Source organism: Ensifer sp. EB106-03-01-XG145, assembly GCF_058792075.1.
Genome location: NZ_JBYTEC010000004.1, coordinates 115,365 through 135,744, shown reverse-complemented (window position 1 = coordinate 135,744; position 20,380 = coordinate 115,365). Strand labels below are relative to the sequence as shown.

17 protein-coding genes are annotated in these 20,380 nt (G+C 62.6%); 14 read left to right on the top strand and 3 right to left on the bottom strand.

Going from position 1 to position 20,380, the window contains the following annotated elements:
- Positions 1-115 precede the first annotated feature (115 nt).
- The 10 genes from AC3WWH_RS13075 to AC3WWH_RS13030 all read left to right on the top strand — a co-directional run bounded on the left by AC3WWH_RS13075 (position 116) and on the right by AC3WWH_RS13030 (position 10,053).
- A complete protein-coding gene (locus AC3WWH_RS13075) occupies positions 116-712 on the top strand; it encodes a DJ-1/PfpI family protein (RefSeq protein WP_058321348.1) in 597 nt (198 codons plus the stop codon).
- A gap of 24 nt (positions 713-736) precedes the next feature.
- Positions 737-1,087: a ribbon-helix-helix domain-containing protein gene (locus AC3WWH_RS13070; RefSeq protein WP_057249375.1), complete on the top strand. Its 351-nt coding sequence runs from the start codon at positions 737-739 to the stop codon at positions 1,085-1,087.
- Positions 1,088-1,661: 574 nt separating this feature from the next.
- On the top strand, positions 1,662-2,165 hold the full coding sequence (locus AC3WWH_RS13065; protein WP_158539416.1) for an Lrp/AsnC family transcriptional regulator: 504 nt from the start codon (positions 1,662-1,664) through the stop codon (positions 2,163-2,165).
- Between the two features lie 3 nt (positions 2,166-2,168).
- Positions 2,169-3,713, top strand: coding sequence for a hydantoinase/oxoprolinase N-terminal domain-containing protein (locus tag AC3WWH_RS13060; RefSeq protein WP_492376999.1), 1,545 nt, complete (start codon positions 2,169-2,171; stop codon positions 3,711-3,713).
- Positions 3,710-4,831, top strand: coding sequence for a DUF917 domain-containing protein (locus AC3WWH_RS13055; RefSeq protein ID WP_058321345.1), 1,122 nt, complete (start codon positions 3,710-3,712; stop codon positions 4,829-4,831). The genes AC3WWH_RS13060 and AC3WWH_RS13055 overlap by 4 nt, the downstream gene beginning before the upstream one ends.
- Positions 4,832-4,867: 36 nt before the next feature.
- Positions 4,868-6,433, top strand: a complete 1,566-nt coding sequence (locus AC3WWH_RS13050) for an ABC transporter substrate-binding protein (protein WP_058321344.1) — start codon at positions 4,868-4,870, stop codon at positions 6,431-6,433.
- 18 nt (positions 6,434-6,451) lie between these two features.
- Positions 6,452-7,474, top strand: coding sequence for an ABC transporter permease (locus AC3WWH_RS13045; RefSeq protein ID WP_113399513.1), 1,023 nt, complete (start codon positions 6,452-6,454; stop codon positions 7,472-7,474).
- Positions 7,471-8,310: an ABC transporter permease gene (locus AC3WWH_RS13040; protein WP_492376998.1), complete on the top strand. Its 840-nt coding sequence runs from the start codon at positions 7,471-7,473 to the stop codon at positions 8,308-8,310. Before AC3WWH_RS13045 ends, AC3WWH_RS13040 begins: the two co-directional genes overlap by 4 nt.
- A complete protein-coding gene (locus tag AC3WWH_RS13035; protein WP_492376997.1) occupies positions 8,297-9,250 on the top strand; it encodes an ABC transporter ATP-binding protein in 954 nt (317 codons plus the stop codon). Before AC3WWH_RS13040 ends, AC3WWH_RS13035 begins: the two co-directional genes overlap by 14 nt.
- Entirely contained in the window at positions 9,247-10,053 is an 807-nt protein-coding gene (locus AC3WWH_RS13030; RefSeq protein WP_492376996.1) for an ABC transporter ATP-binding protein, read from the top strand. Before AC3WWH_RS13035 ends, AC3WWH_RS13030 begins: the two co-directional genes overlap by 4 nt.
- A gap of 130 nt (positions 10,054-10,183) precedes the next feature.
- Here the strand turns inward: AC3WWH_RS13030 and AC3WWH_RS13025 are convergent, their stop codons facing one another.
- Positions 10,184-10,609, bottom strand: coding sequence for a plastocyanin/azurin family copper-binding protein (locus AC3WWH_RS13025; protein ID WP_058321339.1), 426 nt, complete (start codon positions 10,607-10,609; stop codon positions 10,184-10,186).
- A gap of 382 nt (positions 10,610-10,991) precedes the next feature.
- Entirely contained in the window at positions 10,992-13,556 is a 2,565-nt protein-coding gene (locus AC3WWH_RS13020; RefSeq protein ID WP_063891447.1) for an SH3 domain-containing protein, read from the bottom strand.
- Between the two features lie 613 nt (positions 13,557-14,169).
- On the opposite strand from AC3WWH_RS13020, the gene AC3WWH_RS13015 reads away from it, so the two are divergent.
- The 4 genes from AC3WWH_RS13015 to AC3WWH_RS13000 all read left to right on the top strand — a co-directional run bounded on the left by AC3WWH_RS13015 (position 14,170) and on the right by AC3WWH_RS13000 (position 18,506).
- Positions 14,170-14,754 (top strand): tyrosine phosphatase family protein, encoded by a 585-nt coding sequence (locus tag AC3WWH_RS13015; protein ID WP_058321337.1) that lies wholly within the window; start codon positions 14,170-14,172, stop codon positions 14,752-14,754.
- 215 nt (positions 14,755-14,969) lie between these two features.
- The gene (locus AC3WWH_RS13010; RefSeq protein WP_058321336.1) at positions 14,970-15,416 is read left to right on the top strand and encodes an MEKHLA domain-containing protein; all 447 of its coding nucleotides are present in this window, start codon (positions 14,970-14,972) and stop codon (positions 15,414-15,416) included.
- 176 nt (positions 15,417-15,592) lie between these two features.
- Positions 15,593-17,089, top strand: a complete 1,497-nt coding sequence (locus AC3WWH_RS13005) for an NAD-dependent succinate-semialdehyde dehydrogenase (RefSeq protein ID WP_058321335.1) — start codon at positions 15,593-15,595, stop codon at positions 17,087-17,089.
- Between the two features lie 37 nt (positions 17,090-17,126).
- Positions 17,127-18,506: an aspartate aminotransferase family protein gene (locus tag AC3WWH_RS13000; protein ID WP_058321334.1), complete on the top strand. Its 1,380-nt coding sequence runs from the start codon at positions 17,127-17,129 to the stop codon at positions 18,504-18,506.
- A gap of 208 nt (positions 18,507-18,714) precedes the next feature.
- Here the strand turns inward: AC3WWH_RS13000 and AC3WWH_RS12995 are convergent, their stop codons facing one another.
- Positions 18,715-20,028 carry an alkyl/aryl-sulfatase gene (locus AC3WWH_RS12995; RefSeq protein ID WP_113399508.1) on the bottom strand — a complete coding sequence of 438 codons (1,314 nt, stop codon included), beginning with the start codon at positions 20,026-20,028 and terminating at the stop codon, positions 18,715-18,717.
- Positions 20,029-20,380: the final 352 nt, after the last annotated feature.

Genomic DNA, 20,380 nt, shown 5'->3' with positions numbered 1-20,380 from the left:
ATCTCCACTATCCGGCGTCAGCCGAGCCGACCGGAATTTTCGTTGTAGTATTCCGTTAGTACCTGCAGGCGTACCTGCACTGCTAAGCTCCTCCCATTGGTTTTGGGAGGAACAGATGACAGCTTCGAAAATTCTGATGATCACCGGTGACTTCACCGAGGACTATGAAACGATGGTCCCGTTTCAGACGCTGCTTGCCTGCGGCTATACCGTCCATGCCGCCTGCCCCGGCAAGAAGGCCGGAGAGACGGTCGCGACCGCCATCCATGACTTCGAAGGCGACCAGACCTATTCCGAAAAGCGCGGCCACAACTTCGCGCTCAACGCCACCTTCTCCAGCATTCGCGCCGACGACTACGACGCGCTCGTCATCCCCGGCGGCCGCGCGCCGGAGTATCTGCGCCTTAACCCCGATGTCATCAAGGCTGTGCAGCATTTCTTCGAGGCCGGAAAGCCGGTGGCGGCCATCTGCCACGGCGCGCAGCTTCTTGCCGCAGCCGGCGTGCTGAAGGGGCGCACATGCTCGGCATATCCCGCCTGCCGTCCCGAAGTCGAACTCGCCGGCGGCATCTATGCCGATATCGCGATCGACGATGCGGTCTCGGACGGCAACCTCGTCACCGCACCCGCATGGCCGGCGCATCCTTCGTGGCTGCGGCAGTTCATGGCTGTGCTCGACGCCTCCGCCCTGCTACAAACGGACGCCGCCTGAGGAAGCGGACAAGGGAGGGGCGCCATGTGCGAGTTGTTCATAAAGGCAGACGCAAGGCTCTGGGAAAGCACGACCCGTTCGCTACGCATTGATGGCATGGTGACAAGCGTTCGGCTGGAGAATTTCTTCTGGTCGAAGCTCGAGGAGATCGCCCATCGCGATCGCATGAACGTCACGCAGTTGATAACCAAGCTGCATCATGAGTCCATCGATGCCGGCCACGATCTTGGGAACTTCACTTCGTTCCTGAGGGTCTGCTGCGCGCGCTATCTCGACCTTCAACTGACCGGGGACATTCCGACGGATGTCAAACAACCGATCGCCGGACTGAACGCTCCGGCGATCCTCGTTCGCGAGCAGGAAAAATACCACTGAGCCGGCGGCCCTCAACGGTTGAGGGTCGCAAAACACCACCGCACGCTCGGCCAGCCCGCCTGAAGCGGCTGAGGTCATTGCGGTTCGTCAGCGTACTCGCCGCGATTGTCAGGCCGACGGCGGCTCTGCAGGCGGTCGCCTGGACCTTCGACGGCAGCTGCGGCCTGGGCAATGGTGACGCCGCCGACAGCGCCAGGTCCCCGCTCGTAGCGACCGGCTGAGCCGTCTGTCGGCCGTGCCCCCACAGAAGGCACAACCTCCACATCTACACTCGGTTCCTCTCGTATCGATACGGAAGCATTCCGTTCGAGCTTCCGTACTTTTTCGGGCGCAAAATGGCAGCGCTACAGACCCCGAGCACAGCCCGCGCAAAGCGGAATTCAGCCATGCTGCCCCTCGGCCGTATCGACTGCCTCGCCATCCTGGCGCCGTTTCCGATTCGGCAACTTCCAGAAGAATCTTTGCCTGAAACAGGAAATTTTCGACAAGAATTGCCTTTGCCGACTGAAATATTCTTGACACAGTTCCGTTTCGGAAATTTACTCTGCCTATCAAGGCCGAAATGGAAACGGTGATGACCCAACGCTACCTCGTCGATGATCTGGACCGCGAGATTATCCGTTATCTCTCCGAAGACGGGCGCCTTTCGGCGGCCGAGATCGCCGGCCGGATCGGCAGCGTCTCGGAGCGCACGATCCGCAACCGCATTGCCGGACTGCTCCAGGCCAAGATGATCGTCATCGGCGCCATTCCTGACCCGGTCGCTCTCGGGCGCGATGTCCAGGTCGAGCTTCTGATCGAGGTCGAGCCCGGCAAGCAGGAAGACGTCGCCATCCTGCTCGCCGAGTATGACGAGATCGGCTACCTCGCCGCCACGAGCGGCACGGCAAACCTGAGTGCTTCGCTCTTCGTCGCCGACCATGCGGCATTGCTTGAATTCATCGATCAGGAGCTGGGCAAACTGCCTGGCATCAAGCGCGTCACGAGCTCGGTCGTGCTGCGTCTCTACAAGGTATTCGGCACGAGGACGACCGCGATCAGCCGCGGTACCGACCTCGGCAGCAAGAAAAAGGGATAGACCATGCTTCGTATCGGAGTGGATGTCGGCGGAACCAATACGGACGCGGCGCTGCTGCGCGGTGCCGAGGTCCTGGCCACGGTAAAATCCTCGACCACCGCAGACGTGACATCGGGCGTCAGCGCGGCGATCCGCACCGTCCTGGCCCAAGCAGACGTTTCTGCCAGCGCGGTCAATGCGGTGATGATCGGCACCACGCATTTTCTCAATGCGATCGTCGAGGGTCGGCATCTTGAAAAGGTTGGCGTTCTCCGACTTTGCGGCGCTGCAACGCGCTCGCTGCCACCGATGATCGATTGGCCGGACATGCTCCGCCCCGTCGTCGACGGTGGTGCCGCCCTGGTTGGCGGTGGCGTCAATTACGATGGTTCGGAGATTGCACCGCTCGACGACGTGGCCATCCGCGCGGCATGCCGCGACTGGCGTGCGCGTGGCATCTCTGCCGTCGCGATCTGCTCGGTCTTCGCCCTGGTCGACCCGAAAATGGAAAACGACGCGGCAGAAATCGTCGCCGGGGAAATGCCCGGCGCGGCAATCAGCCTGTCGCACCGCGTCGGCCGCACCGGCCTCCTGCCCCGCGAAAACGCAACGATCCTCAATGCGAGCCTCCACACGCTCGGACGCGAGACGGTCGGCGCCTTCCGCTCGGCCTTCGCCGCCCTCGGCCTCACCTGCCCGCTCTTCCTCACGCAGAACGACGGCACGCTAATGGCCGCCGAATTCGCCGAACGTTATCCGGTGTTCACGATCGCGTCCGGACCGACCAATTCCATGCGCGGTGCGGCCTTCCTCACCGGGCTCTCCGACGCGGCCGTGATCGATATCGGCGGCACCACCACGGATATCGGCATGCTGGTCGCTGGTTTCCCGCGCACCCGCAGCGAAGGCGCGATGATCGGCGGCGTGCCGACCAACTTCCGCGTGCCGGATGTGTATTCCTTCGGGCTTGGTGGCGGCAGCATCGTGCGCCCGGGTCCGTCTTCGACGATCGGCCCTGATTCGGTCGGTTTTCGCCTGCCCGAAAAGGCTCTCTGCTTCGGCGGCGATACGCTGACGGCAACCGATATCGCCGTTGCTGCCGGCCTCGTCGACCTCGGCGACCGCGCCCGGCTCAGCCACATCACGGCGGAACTGGCGCAGAAGATGCTAGCGCAGATGAAAGCCAGCATCGAAACGGTGCTGGACCGCATGAAGCCAAGCGCCGATCCGATCCCCGCCATTCTCGTCGGTGGCGGTTCGGTGCTGGTCGAAGGGCTGCTGGAGGGAACATCCGTTTCGCTGAAGCCGGATCATTTCGGCTCGGCCAACGCAATCGGCGCGGCAATCGCGCAGGTCTCCGGCGAGGTGGACAGCGTGGTTTCGCTTGAAGGCACCACACGCGAAATCGCACTAGAATCCATTGTCGCGGAGGCTCGGGCGCGCGCCGTCGAGGCCGGCGCAGATGCCGATACGACCACCCTTGCCGAAATTGAAGAAACGCCGCTGGCTTACCTGCCCGGTAATGCCGTTCGCGTGGCCGCGAAAGTGATTGGGGAGTTGCGGGCATGAAGTACTGGACGCTCAGCGAAGCGGATATCGACCGCATCGCCATCGGCTGCGGCATTCTGGGTACCGGCGGCGGCGGCAGCACCTATCACGGTCTGCTGCGCGCCAAGGCGCTCTTACGTGAAGGCAAGCGCATCCGCATGGTGCGCCCGGCCGATATGGCGCCGGATGCCCAGATCCTGGGTATCGGCGGTATTGGCGCCCCGACGGTAGGTATCGAAAAGATCCCCGAAGGCAGTGAGGGTGTCCGGCTCTTGAACGCGCTCGAACGGCATCTGGGCCAAAAGGTCGATGCGCTGCTCGGTGACGAAGTCGGCGGCGGCAACGGTATTGCGCCGATGCTGACGGCAGCGATGGTCGACCTGCCCGTCGTCGATGCGGACGGCATGGGCAGGGCCTTCCCGGAAGTACAGATGACGACCTTCTTCATCCACGGCCAGGCCGTGCAGCCGGCGGCTCTTGCCGATGCCGATGGCAATGTGCTCGTCGTCACCGACGCGACGACGCCGAAGATGCTGGAGAAGCTGCTGCGCGCCAGCACCATTGCGATGGGATGCACGGCGCTGATGACGACGGCGCCGATGTCCGGTGAATTCGTCCGCCGCTTCGGCGTGCCCCACACCACCAGCCAGGCCTGGAGCCTCGGGGACGCGGTGATGAACGCGCGCGCGGCCAAGGAAGACCCGGTCGAGGCCATCTTGAAGCAATCCGGCGGTGTGCGGCTGTTGCGCGGCAAGGTGACTGATATCAGCCGCCGCGTTATGGCGGGCTTCACACGCGGCAAGCTCACCGTCGCGGGACTGGATGCGGACGCGGGCCGCACCCTCACCGTCGACATCCAGAACGAATATCTGATCGCGCGCGAAGGCGAAGAGATCATCACCATGGTGCCGGACCTGATCTGCATCGTGGATTCGGAAACCGGCCGGGCGATCGGCACGGAGGAACTGCGCTACGGCCTGCGCATCGACGTGTTGTCCATGCCTGCACCGGTGCTGCTGCGCAGCGAGATCGCGCTCGCCTCTGTCGGCCCGCGTGCCTTTGGTTACGATTTCGACTTCGTGCCGATGGGCGTGTCTGCGGATGCGCCTGCCGTACCCCACTACAAAGAAGACGCCTAAGCGTCCGCACCTCCAGAACTCGATTGGGAGCCTGACATGAACCGCCGCAATTTCTTGAAAACCGCCGCCCTCACTGCTCTCGCCACAGCCGCCGCGTCGCGCTGGAATTTTGCGATGGCCGAGGGCGCTGGCAGCATCTTCACGCTCGCCTATCCGACGAGCTTTCCGGATCTTGACCCCGCCACCTCGTTTTCCAACGACGGTGCGGTGCTCGCCAACGTCTATGAGGGACTGACGCGCTACATTCCCGCGACCGACACGGCCGAAGCCAGGATCGAACCCCTGCTCGCGACGTCCTGGGCTGTGAGCGCAGACGGCAAGACCTGGACCTTCACCCTTCGCGATGGCGTGAAGTTCCATGACGGCAGCCTGCTGACCTCACAGGCGGTGAAGGGCTCGATCGAGCGAACCAAGAAGATCGGCGGCGGTGCGTCCTTCATCTGGGGCCCGGTTTCGTCCATCGAAACGCCGGAACCGCTGAAGGTAGTCTTCGTGCTTTCCGAACCGCAGCCATTGGACCTCATCGCATCAGCCGGCTTTGCCGCCTGGATCTACGCGCCTTCCTCGCATGACAAGGAAGCGTCCTGGTTCAACGCCGGCAACGATGCAGGGACCGGGGCGTTCAAGATTTCGCGCTACGAGCCCGGTCAGCGCGCCGTTCTCGACCGGGTCGAAGGCTATTGGGGCAAGGTGCCGGACGGTGCCTTCCAGACGATCTCGTTCGAGATCGTCGAGGATGCGACGCTCGCCCAGAACATGATCGAGAGCGGCCAGGCCGACTGGACCTACAGCCTCCCTTACGAAAATCTCGAGGCGTTGAAGTCCAATCCCGACCTGAACGTGGTCGTGAACCCTTCCTTCGAAACGCTGTTCGGCCTCTACAATGTCAAGCGCGCGCCACTCGACAAGGTGAAGGTGCGTCAGGCCCTGTCACTCGCCTTTCCCTATGACGACGTGATCTCCGCGGGAACGAGCGGCTTCGGCTCGCGCGCCAAGGGCGTCGTCCCGGCCGGCATCTGGGGCCACGACGCCAATGCGCCGATACCGAAAACTGATCTGGAGGCAGCAAAGGCACTGCTTGCCGAAGAGGGCGTCGAGCCTGGCCTGGAACTGGTCATGACCTATTCCACGTCCCAGGCGATCGAGGCGGTCGCAGGCGAACTCTGGAAGGCCAACCTGGAGACGCTCGGCATCACGCTGAAACTCCAGCCGATGGCATGGGAAGCGCAGTGGCAGCTGGGCAAGTCGAACCCCGAGGCGGCGCAGGACATTTTCGTCATGTTCTGGTGGCCGACCTTCGTCACCCCCTACGACTATCTCTTCAACCTGTTCCACAGCGAAGAGAAGCCGAACTTCAATCTCGGCTACTATTCCAACCCTGAGGTAGACGCCAAGATCGATGAAGCGGCCAAGCTCTCAGGCACAGACCGCGCGCGCGCCGAAGCGTTGTTCATCGAAGCGCAGCGCAAGATCATCGAGGATGCGGCAGCCATCTTCATGCTCGACCAGCCGAACGTCCATATCATCCGTGCGGATATCAAGGGCTATGCTGACAATCCGGCCTACGGGCACATCGCCTTTGTCAACGATCTGAGCCGGTAGGGCACGCGGGGGGGTCTGATGGAACTTCTACGCTACATCCTGCGCCGCACGTTTCTCTCCGCCTTCGTATTGGTCGGCGTGACCTTCCTGGTCTTCGTGGTGGCACAGGTCGTACCGTCGGACCCCGCAGCGCTCTATGCGGGCCCGCGTCCCACGGCCGAGCAAATCGAGAAGGCGCGCCGGGAACTCAATCTCGACGCGCCTCTTCCGGCCCGTTTCGCGACTTTCGCCGGCGCCATGGCCTCCGCCGATTTCGGCATTTCCTACAAATCCAGGCGCCTCATCGCAGAGGATCTCAGGGCCTATCTTCCGGCCACCCTGGAGCTCGCCATATTTTCGACCGTTCTTGCGCTCCTGATCGGCATTCCGCTCGGTGTCATCGCTGCGGCGCGGCAAGGCGGTTGGGCCGACCGGCTCTGTAGCTTCGGCTCGATCGCGGCCGTCGCCATGCCGACGTTTTTCCTGGCCATGATCCTGCAGCTCATCTTTGCGCAATGGCTTGGTATCCTCCCGCTTTCCGGGCGGCTTTCCAGAGAGATCGCGATCTCCGCGCCGCTGCCGATGGTGACCGGCTTCAACTTGATCGACGCGCTCATCGCCGGCCGCCTCTCCGCATTCGGCGACGCCCTGACGCACCTGATCCTGCCGGCATTGACGCTCGCCTCCTATCCTGCCGGCGTCGCCATGCGGTTGACCCGCTCAGCCATGATCGAAATCCTCGAACGCCGTCATATCGTTGCCGCTCGCGCGCTCGGCCTTTCCGAGCCGCGCATCCTCTTCGGTCACGCGCTGCCGAATGCCATGGGGCCGGCGCTGACGGTGATCGGTCTCTCCTTCGCCTATGCCCTGACTGGCGCGGTGCTCGTCGAGATCATTTTCGCCTGGCCGGGTCTCGGCCGTTACGTCTCCGAAGCGATCCTCGCCAAGGACTTTCCGGTCATCGCCGCCGTCACCATGGTCGTGACCATCTGCTATGTCGTGATGAATCTGCTGATCGACATCACCCAAGCCCTTGTCGACCCGCGGGTGGCGCTGTCATGAAAAAGCTCCTCCAACGCCTCGGCTGGCCTGGCACCGTCGCCCTTGCCATCGTCCTTCTCTTCGTGCTCGTCGCGCTCTTCGCGCCGTGGATCGCGCCTTATCCCCTGCAGGGGGCCGGCGGCCCGAATGTTGTCGCCAAGCTCTCGCCGCCCTCCGCAGACTACTGGCTGGGGACAGACCATCTTGGCCGGGATATTCTGAGCCGCATTGCTTACGGCACCCGGGTCTCGCTGACGAATGGCATATTGATCGTCGCCTTCTCGCTCCTGATCGGCCTGCCGATCGGTCTTGCCGCCGGCTACTTCGGCGGTTGGGTCGACGAGGCGCTGATGCGCGGTACCGACGTCTTCCTCGCCTTCCCAGCACTGTTGCTGGCGGTGCTGATGGCCGCCGCCCTCGGACCGGGCTTTCTGAACAGCGTCATCGCCGTCGCTGTCACCTGGTGGCCCTGGTATGCGCGACTGGCCCGCGCGGAGGTGCTGGTGCTGCGCGGTCAGCCCTATGTGGAGGCGGCGCAACTCTCCGGCGTCTCGCATTGGCGCATCATCCTCCGCCACATCCTGCCGGCGACAGGCAGGCCGCTGACCGTGCAGGCGGCTCTCGATGTCGGGCCGGCACTTCTTACCGCGGCTGCCCTCTCCTTCCTTGGCCTGGGCGTGTTGCCGCCGACCGCCGACTGGGGCCAGATGGTCGATGCCGGTCGAAAGTTTTTCCCCGCGCGCTGGTGGTATTCGGCCATGCCGGGCCTCACCATCTTCGCGATTGCGCTCGCCTTCAGCGTGCTCGGCGATGCGCTGCGCGACCGCAAGGGAGGAACCGCCCGTGCCTCTGCTTGATATCCGCAACCTGTCGGTCAGCATCCCGACGTCAGAAGGCGACGTTCATGCGGTGCGTGCGGTCAGCCTCGAGATCGAGCGCGGCGAGATCCACGGCGTCATCGGCGAATCCGGCTGCGGCAAGACCATGACCGGGATGGCGGCACTCGGCCTGGCTCCGAAGGGTGCCCGCATCGTTGCCGACCGGTTCCATTTTGACGGCGAGGATCTTCGGGAGCATGCGGCGCGACTGCGTGGCCGGCGGATCGGCATGATCGCCCAGGATCCGGCCGCCGCCCTCAATCCGGTGCTCAGCATCGCCACGCAGATGGACGATGTGATCCGCGCCCATCGCGACCTGCCGCATCGGGCCCGACGCGCCGAGGCGACCGATCTGCTTGCCGCAACGGGGTTGTCTGATCCTGAAAGAGTGCTCCGCAGCTATCCGCACCAGCTTTCCGGCGGCATGCAGCAGCGTGTGGTCATCGCCCAGGCGCTGGCGACCGGAGCGGACTTTCTCATTGCCGACGAACCGACCACAGCGCTCGACGTCTCGGTCGGCGCCCAAGTTCTGGCGCTTCTGCGCAAGCTGGTGACCGAGCGCGGCCTCACCGTTTTGATGATCACCCACGACATGGACGTCATCGCCGAGGCCTGCGATCGTGCAACCGTGCTCTACGCAGGCCGCTCCGTCGAGACCGGCCCGGTCGATGCGGTGTTGCAAAGCCCCGGGCACCCCTACACCCGCGCCCTGCTCGCCGCACTCCCCGACGCTGCACCGCTCGGAGCACGGCTTGCGGCCATCGAGGGCTCCATCCCGCCGCCGCGCTCGGCAATTGCCGGCTGTGCCTTTGCCACGCGCTGTCCCCAGGCGCTCCATGAGTGCGCAGTCACGCCACCGCCGGAGCGCAGCCGTGCTGCGCATCGCTGGCTATGCCACCTGCCGGAGGATGCTGCATGACCACGCCGATACTGGACATCGACAATCTCGTGATCCGCTACCGCGCCGGTCTCTTCGCGGCGCGCCCAAAACCCGCAGTCAACGGCGCAAGCTTCCGCCTTGCCAAGGGCGAGACCCTCGGCATCGTCGGCGAAAGCGGCTCCGGCAAGACAAGCCTCCTGCGCGCCATCCTTCGGCTCCTTCCGGTGGAAAGCGGGCAGATCCGGCTCGACGGCCAGGACTGGCTGGCGCTGCGGGGCAGCGCGTTGCGCCGAGAACGCCAGAAGATCGGGGTCGTGCTGCAAAACCCTTTCCTCTCGTTGAGCCCAAGATTGACGATCGCCGATATCCTTGCCGAGCCTGTCCTGGCGCAAGGCGGCCGACAAGGCGCGGCCATGCGGAAGAAGATCGCGGGCCTGCTCTGCGACTGCGGGCTGCCGGCCGATTTTCTCGACCGACGCGCAAGCGAACTCTCCGGTGGTCAGGCCCAGCGCGTGGCGATCGCCCGTGCACTGGCGCTGGAGCCGAGCCTCCTCATCCTCGACGAACCGACATCGGCGCTCGACGTCTCGGTGCAGGCGCAGATTCTCAATCTCCTTTCGGACCTGAAGGAAAGCCGCGGGCTGTCGATGCTCTTCGTAACCCATAATCTGAAGGTCGTCGCACATGTCTCCGACGCGCTTCTGGTCATGCGGCACGGCGACGTCATCGAATTCGGCAGAACGAAAGAAGTGATCGGCGCGCCGGCCGATCCCTACACCCGAGAACTGCTTTCCTACGGGCGCCGCGAAAAGCTTGTCGAGCGCGAACTGGCTCCCGGCTGACGCCAAGCGCCTGCCCCGCTTTCGTTTTCAGCAATCGGCATGGGCAGCGACTGAACCGCCGCTGCCCAACCCCACTGGCGGCCATGGGCTGACCGCCGCTGCAGTCGAGTGTCTCCGCGTCAGACGCGGGCTACTTCGTGACCGTCAGCATCGTATGCATGCCGGCTTCGAAGTGTCCCTTGATATTGCAGAGCAGCACATAGGAGCCTGGCGTGAGCTTGGCCTTCATCTGGCCATCGGCACCCGGTTTCAGGTCGGACACCTCGCCAAGACTTTTCAGCTGCTTTTCGTTGACGCGGTGCTTGGCCGCGACGACATCGATCTTCTGGTCGGCCGATTTCAGCTTGATCAGCACCATCTCGTGCTCTTCTGTCATTGCGTCGTTGTGGACCATGAAGGTCGTCTCGCCGGCCTTGATGGTCGATTGATCCAGTGTGAGGGTCATCGAACCGCCAGCCTCGCCGCTCTCGACAACTTTGACGGTCGTGCCGGCAAATGCAGGCGACGTCAGACAGATGAAAGTAAGCACTGCTAGCTTGTTTCGGGTGAACCGCATTTTAAGTTTCCCTTTTTTTGCTGCCGTTTATCGGCGATGTGCGCCATGACGCGCGACCTTGCTGACCAGTGGGCTCTTCCTTGGTCAGGACGCGATCGTGCGTTCAGCCTCGGCGCAATGAGCGGAACCGATCGGCAATGCCGTGCGGCCCCGACGCCGTTCTAGGCGACACACCCTGTCCATCGGCTGTCCTGCAGCTGCTTTGTGACGGCGCCAGGGTTTTGCGGACGGAACCGGCTCGACACGCCATCGCTTGGTTGGAAGCCGCCATCAGCGGCCTCCTCCAGTACAGTCGGACGAGCCGATGCAGGTTGTGGCCTCCGCCGGCCGTGCTTTGGCGAAAAGTCTCCCGATACGGCTTTCGCCAGATCAATCCGCGCGTTCAGCGGCCCCGGCCGCCGCCACCACGTCCTCCACCGCCGCCACCACGGAAGGCGGCCCCGCCGCCCCGACCGCCACCGCCGTGGAAGCCACCGCGGCTGCCGCCCTGAAAACCGCCGCCGCGATAGCCGCCGCCACGATCATAGCTTTGGAAGTTGCCGCCGGACTCCTGGTAGAGCCGGCCATAGTTGCGGCTCAGTTCATTCTGGTTGCCGAACTGTCTTCCGGCACGATCGAAGGATAGATGATCCGGCGCCCGCTGACGAACCTGCTGGTTGCGACGGGGTGCAGGCCTTGTCTCTACCCGGTTCTGAATACGTTGGGCGGCTTGAGGTCTGTTGGATGCTGCACGCTGACCGGCATTTCGCAGGTTCTCTCCATCCGGCCGCTGGACCGGTTGCCAGCCATCCGGCGTGTGCTTCTGCCACTGACCGTCCTGGCGGCGATAGACGCTGCCGTCGCGACCGGCATAGACGTCACCGCCCTTGCTGCCGACGATAAAGCCTTTGTTGCCTTCCGTGTTGCGCCAGCGCAAACCGCCGGCACTGCCCGTGGTCCCGCCGCTGATCCGTGCGAATTCTCCGCCGTGCTTGACGGCAACGCTGCCCCAGGAACCGTAGACATTCTGCCCGCCGCGCGCGACCACGGCATTGCCGGTGCGTGGATTGTAGGCGGAGATGAAGCCCCGTTCGCCGCCAGGTCCTGCCACCGCGCCGGCGCGGAACCGGGTCCCGGTGACGGGATTATAAGCCGCGCCAAACGCCAAACCCCTCTCGGGACCGTAGGCGTAGCCATAGCGGCCGAAGGTTCCGTAGGCCGGGTTGTATGAGGCGCCAAACCCATAGCTGATCGGAGGCGGATAGTAGGGCCAATCGTCATCGTAGTAGTCCCAATAGGGCGGATAGTACCACCCCGACCCCCATACGACGGTGTCCCAGGCGAGATACGTATAGAGGTAGCCGAGGGTGTAGCCGTACCAGACGGCGTCCGGTTCCGTGTCGTAAACGCGGACATAGGTGGCGTTATAGACCGGAGACGACGATGGAATGCCGTAGATCTCGTCAGCAACCGCGCGTGCAACGGCAAAGGGCCCGGTCGGCGTATCGCCGACGAACCAGATGCCATCCTTGAGGACGAAATACTTGTCCGCGACCTTGATGACCTGCTCGTTCGCGTTGACGGCATAAAACAGGGACGTGCCTTCGATCGGCTCGAACTTCGGCTCGCCATTGTAGTGTACGTCCACCTTCAATGACCCATCGGTCGAAACCCGCGCAAGCTTCGGAATACTCGCCCTCAGACGCGCCATTGCGCTTTCGGAGGTGCCGGGGATCGAAGCACGCACTGCTGAATAGGGCGCGTCGTCAGGTAGATTCACGAAATCGTCCGGCAGATCGGGAGTGGCAAAACTCCAGGGTCCTTCGAGCGCGGCTGATGAGAACCACCTTCCAGAGAGAAGGGTGTACCAGTTCTTGCTGGCCCGATGGAAAAAGACCGAGCTGGTCGTATTGGAAACCCAATCAAGCCCTGTGCCCGCCACCGGTTCGAGGACCGGCTTTCCGTCAAAAATCAAGAGTTCCGCTGGCTTCTCCGAATAGAAGACCTTCGGGATCTCGTTCTCGTTGAAGCGCGTTGGCGGAAGGGAGACCTTTACCCCTTTCCAGTTCTCGATGTCAGGCAGTTTGGAAAACAGATCCGGAACCGTTTCTGCCTCAACCCAGCTGGTCTCCAATGTCTTCGAGGTGAGCCAATTCTTGTCGCTTCGGAGATAGTAATCGCCTGATTGTTCGACTTTAAACAGGTCCCAGTTCGTGTTGACAACGAACGATAGGCCCTCAACGCCCTTGACCGGGGCCGTAACCGCCTTGCCATCCGTCTGCAACAGGATCGCTGGCGCCTCGCTCTCAAAGATCGGCGGCGGGTCGGCCTTGATATCCGGAACGTCTGCGAGACGCTCGAAATCCGCAAGGCTCGCGGCCAGCCGTTGCTGCGACACGACGATCGGATCGGTAGGAACAAGCTTGCCGATATCGAGCGCGAGATCGGCAAGTTGCTGGCGGTCGAGCGCAGAGAAGTCGAGCCGCGTGGTGCGAACATCCGTCAGCGTGACGTTTTCAGATGCATCGTCAGCGACAGTCTTTGCCGAAAGCCCGATGATCCCGTAGACCGGCTTTGCGTCTGCGGACGATTTGAGTTCGGTGGCGACAAGAGCCTCGAGTTCCTTGAAATCCTTCCAGGATGTTATCTGCGGTTGAAAGAGCGTGATCGTCGCGCCCTTGTCGGTGTTGAACACCCTTGGCCAGGCAGGCGCGGTGGCGTCAGACTGGTTGAGATATTTGCCCGCAACGAACCCATTTGCGCCGGAATAACTCACGGCACACCAGCTGGCTTCCGAATCACACTCCTTGATATCGACTTCCTCGCCCTGGGGGATGACGCGTATCGCGTCAAATCCGGTGCCCGGGCCAACCCTGAAATTCACATTTGCCGTCAGGACGGCGGGGTCCGCAAATGCAGGGGTCGAGAAGAACGAAGCGACCGTGAGGTAGGCAAGAATTCTACGCATGATCACATTCCTTCATTGGTGTGTAGGTGTGTTCAAGTCCTGTTGGCTGAAAGTTGCACTAGGCACGGATCGTCGCGCAAAGGCGTCTCGAGATTGCAGCTATTCGGCGTCGTTTAATTCGGAAATCATTGCACATTCGATGACGAGTGCAACTGGCAACGCTGCCAACTTCTAATTAAACCGGGCATTGAACGACGCCTTCCTTGTTGCCCGTAGAGCAGACCCCATCGCGGCGCCCCCCGGTTGGTGGAGCGGCTGGAGAACGGCATCTTCCGGTATCGTGAATGTCCAACCTTGCAGATGGTTGCGGTCCCCCGCCTGACGGGAAAGGGCGTGGTTTTCGTGCTCTCCTTTTCGGGGCGCAAGAGTTACCCTGTTCTCGAATATCGAGATTGCCAAGAAGGCCGGCGCACGTATAGTTTTCATCTCTCCCGACGGCTTCGTCGTCGCCTCCCGCCGATGAAACCGTCAGTCTCAACGCCTGCCGCGCGTCGATCCACCCCTCATCGTGCCGATCTGCGGCACCCCGATGTATGATGCTCGACGTGCTTTTTGCCCTGCCCGTGCGCAATGCGGGCAGATGCTTCATGAAACCGATGCAAGGATAGTGGACATGGAAACGACCTTTTCTCCCGTGCTGACCGTTTGCGGTATCGAGGAACTTCCGGGGCAGAGCAGCCGAAACGTGACCCACGTTCTGTCGATCGTCGATCCGGAACTCCCGGAACTGGAAGCTTTCGGCGCCTATGGCGAGCACCACCGCACGACGCTGCGTTTCCACGATATCATTGCGGCGGCGCCGAACCGGGTGATGCCCCGCCCGGAACACGTGGAAGCCGTTCTTCGCTTCGGTACGGATTTCCTGATGCGGCAGGATCGGGAAGCCGCGAGCCATGTGCTGGTTCACTGCCATATGGGCGTGTCGCGCTCGACGGCGGCCATGCTGACCCTCATGGCGCAGGCAAACCCGGATGAGCCCGGCGAAAGCCTCTTTGCCCGCCTTGTCGCCATCCGCCCGCAAGCGTGGCCGAATTCCCAGATGATTAGCTTTGCCGACGAACAGCTCGGCCGCCGGGGTGAGCTCACTGCGGCGCTTGGCCGTCACTATGGTCGGCAGATCAAGAGCCGCCCCGAGTTCACCGAATGGATGGCGACACTCGGCCGCGATGCCGAATTGCAGATGGCCATCCACGACTGACCGCCTAAGGCGCACGCAGTCTCGAGAAATCATCGGCAGAGGCGCTCAGCCTGGATAACGTGGAATTCTTCGCAGAGCGCCCGCCTTCAGGAACACCACGCGATCCAGGTGGCTGGCCGGAAACCAGGGCAGCATCGATAGCGGACTCTCGCCTCCACGATGGCCGATGTCTGCAAGATGCGGCCAATGGCGACGCACAGCAAAAAGGGAACGGCATGATGAGCGAGCGTGACGTCGAAGAGATTTCCGCACTGATGATTGCAAGCTTCCGCCAGCTGACAGGCAGAAGCTTAGGTGATCCTTCCGTAGACGGCAGGTGGCTCTATGAATCCGCGCCGTTCGCCTTGCTCGCACATGACCGGTCCGAGGATCCCCGTTTCATATACGCGAACAAGACGGCCCAGGCCTGTTTCGGATATTCTTGGGACGAATTCATCGGTATGCCGTCGCGCCTTTCTGCCGAGGCGCCAGACCGCGAAGAAAGGCAGCGCCTTCTAGACGGCGTCTCTGCCAAGGGTTTCATCGACAACTATCGCGGCGTTCGGATCGCGAAATCCGGACGCCGGTTCTGGATCGAAGAGGCGACGGTCTGGCAGCTTGTGCGCTCCGACAGCGCCTGTGTCGGCCAGGCCGCAGTCTTTCACACCTGGAAGAACCAGTAGGCGCGCTTTACGCCTTATCTCGTGAGCGCTCGAGACGCTGCTTCCCGCCTCCCAATAGAGAGATCGTCTACGGTCGCCCCTACCTTTGGCCAAAGTCTCTGCCGCCCACCCCGGCAATAGACAATCTGCCGCCTTCCCTCTGGCAGACTTCCTCTACACAACAAGAGGAGGCCGCCATGACCGCCGTATTTGCCCGCACGACCTTTCACGACGCCCTCGCCCGCCTTGCCGATCCGCACCTGTTGCGGGAGCTCGCCTATGTCGGCGGTCGCTGGATCGCCGGCCATGACGGTGCCGGCTTCAAGGTGACCGATCCCGCCTCGTCGGCGACCCTTGCCTGGGTCGCGGCCCTTGATGCTGAGCAGACCGGGGAGGCCATCTCGGCCGCGAGCGACGCGCTACCCGCCTGGCGAAGCATGCTGCCGCAACAGCGCGCCGCGATCCTGCGCAAGTGGCATGACCTGATCCTGGAGGCCCGCGCTGATCTTGCGCTGCTGATGACGCTGGAACAGGGCAAGCCGCTTGCCGAGTCCAGTGCCGAGATCGACTATGCGGCCTCTTTCATCGAGTGGTATGCTGAGGAAGGAAAGCGCCTCAACGCCGAAAGCGTCACCAGCCATCTTCCCGGAGCCGAGATGATCGTCCGTCGCGAGGCTCTCGGCGTCGTCGGCATCGTGACGCCGTGGAATTTCCCCTCCGCCATGATCACCCGCAAGGCCGCAGCGGCCCTTGCCGCCGGCTGCACCGTCGTTGCGCATCCCTCCAGCGAAACACCGCTTTCAGCACTTGCCCTTGCCGAACTCGGCGAGCGGGCCGGCCTTCCCTCAGGTGTCTTCAACGTGGTGACAGGGGATGCCGCCACCATCGTTGGCCGCATGAATGCCGATGCGCGCATCCGCGCCATGAGCTTCACCGGGTCGACGGAAATCGGCAAGCTCATCGCCAGCCAGTGCGCACGGACGATGAAGCGGCTGGTCATGGAACTCGGCGGGCACGCGCCGCTGATCGTCTTCGCCGATGCCGACGTGGAGAAGGCAGCCGATATCGCGATCGCCGCAAAGTTCGCGACGTCTGGCCAGGATTGCCTCGCTGCCAATCGCATCTATGTCGAGCGGCCGATCCTCAGGGCTTTTGAGGAGGCCTTTGCTGCGCGGATTGCGCGCTTGAAGGTCGGCACCGGGCTCGACCGCGACAGCGCAATCGGCCCGCTGATGCACGAACGAGCGATCGCCAAGGTTGAGGAGCAACTGGCCGACGCGCTGCGGCTTGGCGCCAAGCTTGCAGTCGGCGGACAACGCCACCTGGCCGGATCGCTTTTCCTTGAACCCACACTCCTGATCGACGTGCCCGACGAGGCACTGATCATGCGCGAAGAGACATTCGGTCCGGTCGCAGCCGTGACGGCCTTCGACGACGAGGACGAAGTGATCGCTCGCGCCAACGACACTGAGTATGGCCTCGTCGCCTATGTCGTCACCGCGAGCGGCGCGCGCCAGATGCGTCTCGGACGGGCGCTTGAGTATGGCATGGTCGCCATCAATCGGGTGAAGATCACCGGCGGACCGATCCCCTTCGGAGGCTGGAAGCAGTCGGGCCTCGGCCGCGAAGGCTCCCGCCATGGCATCGAAGCCTTCACGGAACTCAAATATCTCTGCATCGACACGGCCGCCTGATCGCGGGCGCCACATTTCATACGCGAAAGGAAACACCATGCTCGACAGAAGCAACGAACTTACCGCCTGGGACCGTGATCACTTCTTCCACCCGTCCACGCATATGGGCATGCATGCGCGCGGCGAGACGCCGACCCGGGTCATCGGCGGCGGCGACGGCGTCTACATTACCGACACCAGCGGCAAGACGAGCCTTGACGCATTTGCCGGCCTCTACTGCGTCAATGTCGGCTACGGCAGGCAGAAGATCGCCGACGCGATCGCCGAGCAGGCCAAGAACCTCGCTTACTACCACGCCTATGTCGGTCACGGCACAGAAGCCTCGATTAGGCTGTCCAAGTTGATCATCGATCGCGCGCCTCAGGGCATGAGCCGTGTCTACTTCGGTCTTTCAGGTTCGGATGCCAACGAGACCAACATCAAGCTGATCTGGTACTACAACAACATCCTCGGCCGGCGGGAAAAGAAGAAGATCATCTCACGCTGGCGCGGCTATCATGGTTCCGGCGTCATGACGGGCTCGCTGACCGGCTTGCATCTCTTCCACAACGCTTTCGACCTGCCGCGCGCGCCGATCCTGCACACGGAAGCGCCCTACTTCTTCCGCCGCCCGGACCGGTCGATGGATGAAGAGCAGTTCTCGCAAGATTGCGCCGACAAGCTCGAAGAGATGATCCTGGCCGAAGGACCGGAGACGATCGCCGCCTTCATCGGCGAGCCGATCCTCGGTACGGGCGGCATCGTACCACCGCCGAAGGGCTACTGGCAGAAGATCCAGGCGGTGCTCGAAAAATACGAGATCCTGCTCGTCGCCGACGAGGTGGTCACCGGCTTTGGCCGTCTCGGCACGATGTTCGGCTCCGACCATTACGGCATGAGGCCCGACCTCATCACCATTGCCAAGGGCCTGACCTCTGCCTATGCGCCCCTTTCCGGCACGATCGTCTCCGACAAGATGTGGCAGGTGCTGGTGCAGGGCTCTGACGAGCTGGGCGCGATCGGCCATGGCTGGACCTATTCCGCCCATCCGATCTGCGCTGCCGCGGGCGTTGCCAATCTCGAACTGATCGACGAATTGGGCCTTGTCGAGAACGCCGGCAAAACCGGCGCCTATTTCCGCTCGGAACTGGCGAAAGCGCTTGCCGACCACAAGCATGTCGGCGAGGTGCGTGGCGACGGATTGATGGCGGCGGTCGAGTTCGTCGAGGACAAGGACGACCGGGCCTTCTTCGACCCGGCAAAAAAGGTCGGCCCGCAGATCGCCGCCGCCCTCCTGGATCGCGGCGTCATCGGCCGCGCCATGCCCCAAGGCGACATCCTCGGCTTCGCACCACCACTCTGCCTGACGAAGAAAGAGGCCGGCATCGTCGTGAAAGCGGCCGCAGACGCGATCACATCCGTGCTCGGCTCAAAGTAAGGCCCGGCGAGCAGGAAACGATGAAAGAGGCTCAATGGCGCAATCATGCGTTTCCATTCCCTGCCTGCTCGAAGTTCAGGAGGGCCCGCGGCCACGCGCTCAATGAAGCCTCTGGTGTCTCGGACCGAAGAAACCTCCGGTCCTCACCTTGAAGCGAATTCAAGAACGATGGCGTGCCCGCGCGGACACAGCAACTCAATGGCGAGGGCTACGCCTGCCTCTCTCGCTTCAGCAGGTATTGAGCTGCGGTGAGGTAATAGTTCCGGGCGGTAGCATTGATCTGGCGTTCGCCCAACTCGGTCAGCGCCTGGGCCTTGATCTCCTTGGCTGCCATGTTCGCAGGGTCAACGACCAACACATGATCGATCATTTCTGCCGCCCATTGAAACTCCTTGGCCTCAATGGCTTCCCGGGCGCGGGCGATGATCTTATCTAGGCTTCCTGCCATTTCGAGCATCTTTCGGGCGCGCTCCCCGGGCGGCAGAGGATTCAAATTCGTGGCATTTCCATCGAACCAGCCGACGTAATCGGCGTAAATACCACGCACAGCCCACGCGACAGTGCCATAGTATTCTTGCAGGTAGGGGCTCTTTGAGAGCTCAGGAGAGAGTTTCACCTCCTGAACAAGATCGTCGGGTGTCTTTCCTTGTTTGATCCCGGCCAGGGTCTGGTCGAGGACGGTCTTGATGCCGTCGCGGTAATCGGTGAGAGCCTTGCGGACCTCGTCCTTCCCGAGGATCGGGCGCATGTGGCCCTGGACCATGTAGGTGGCGTCCAAGGCGAGCATTTTGTCGAGGCTTGCGATCCACTTCTCCGGCGGCCGCAGCTTCAGGCCGCGGATCGGCGAGAGGTTCGGGTATGATTTCAGGAAATCATCGCCGGGGACCAGCACTCCCTTCCCGGCGATCCAGATCGCCGTGTTCTCAGGAGACTCCCCTGGCGTATGGATGAGCTGCATCTGCACCCCCGCCAGCTCTATGGTCTCGCTCTCCCCTCTGAATGTGCGGGTCGGCGGCAGGAATCCCTCCCGCGTATGCGGGGTCACACGGCCATATTCGAGCTGCGTACCCGCGTTGATGAACAGATGGTCAGCGAGCTTGGTGCCGAAGGCATCACCGCCGTCGCGCGGTCCTCTTCCGAACTCAGGACCAGATTCCAACAGCGTCTGATGGCTGTAGATTTCGGGGTTGTCAGATCCGGCAAACACGCTCGCGCCGCCGGAATGGTCCGGGTGATTGTGCGTGTAGATGATTGCCAGGACGGGACGTACGAAGCGATTCCCGAAGGCGTCCACGATCGCCTTTGCGTCGACGGGGTTTGCAGACGTGTCGACGATAATGGAGCCTTTCTCTCCCTGTATCAGCGTGACATTGCTCGCCGAATACCCCACGGCAGCAAAGACACCGTCCGTGATTTCGATGACTTCCTTCCGGAATTCTGCGGAACTCGCACGCAGTTGCTCGCGCCCGGCGAATTCATCTGGAGACGCGGGCGACGTCTGCCCGAGTGTTGATGCGACCATCAAGGTTAGTCCTACTTCACGGCTCCACGAGCCTGGCATGGTACGTTCAGAAATGACGGCGACCGGCCGTCTGTCGTTGCGGTTGCGACTGCAACGCATCCCGTGGACTTGATATGGGAATAACTGACGGAAGTCCCGTCCTTCCTTGCGGCCGAGGTCTGCGTGGTGATCGTCGGTGACCTCAAGTCTCTTCGGCCGTAGGGCTAAAACGCGGCCGGCTGTCCTGGCCAAGCGGCGTGCCAGTGGAAAGCTACCTTTCTTTGCGCTGGTTCAAACAGCCCGGCCCCTCTTGCCTTTAGGCTGGACGTCGAAATACCGGATCGTGATTGCGCAGCGCCGAAAGATGCCGCTG